General features: G+C 39.9%; 1 protein-coding gene. It reads left to right on the top strand.

From position 1 onward, the window contains the following. Positions 1-204: 204 nt before the first annotated feature. A partial coding sequence (locus tag ACS8FD_RS23965; RefSeq protein ID WP_459252188.1) for an RraA family protein occupies positions 205-539 on the top strand: 335 nt, incomplete at its 3' end.

Raw genomic sequence — 539 nt, 5'->3', positions numbered from 1 at the left:
CTGATATTATCGAGAATAAGCAGATGCTAGCGATGACTCGTGTCAAAAAATGAATCACGACATTACTATGTCGGTAAGTTAGGCCAAACGACCAAACTTGTTTGGAAGATAATAGCCTAAGCATTTGCTGATAAAGTAATATCAATAATAGCAAGACCATAGATTGCAAAATAACTGATAGTCATTAACAAGGAGTAAATAGCTATGTCAGAATCAACAGCAATGAATAAAGAGAACTTTGTAACCTGTGATTTATTGGATGCCAATCCTGAATCACAAGTCTGCTTACCAAATATTGAGGGCAAGACCTTTCAGAGTTTTGGCGCAAAAGATAAGTTTTGCGGCGAAATTGTGACAGTAAAATGCTTTGAAGATAATAGCCGTGTGAAGGCATTATTGAATAGTAATGGCAAAGACGATAACGGTGCAGGCAAAGTGTTGGTCGTCGATGGTGGTGGTTCAATGCGCTGTGCGCTGCTCGGCGATATGATTGCACAGTCAGCGATTGATAATGGCTGGGCTGGAGTTATTGTGTATGG

The sequence above is a fragment of the Psychrobacter sp. 1U2 genome (assembly GCF_051847575.1).
The sequence above is the reverse complement of the archived record's forward strand: the minus strand, read 5'-3'. Positions and strand labels throughout refer to the sequence as shown.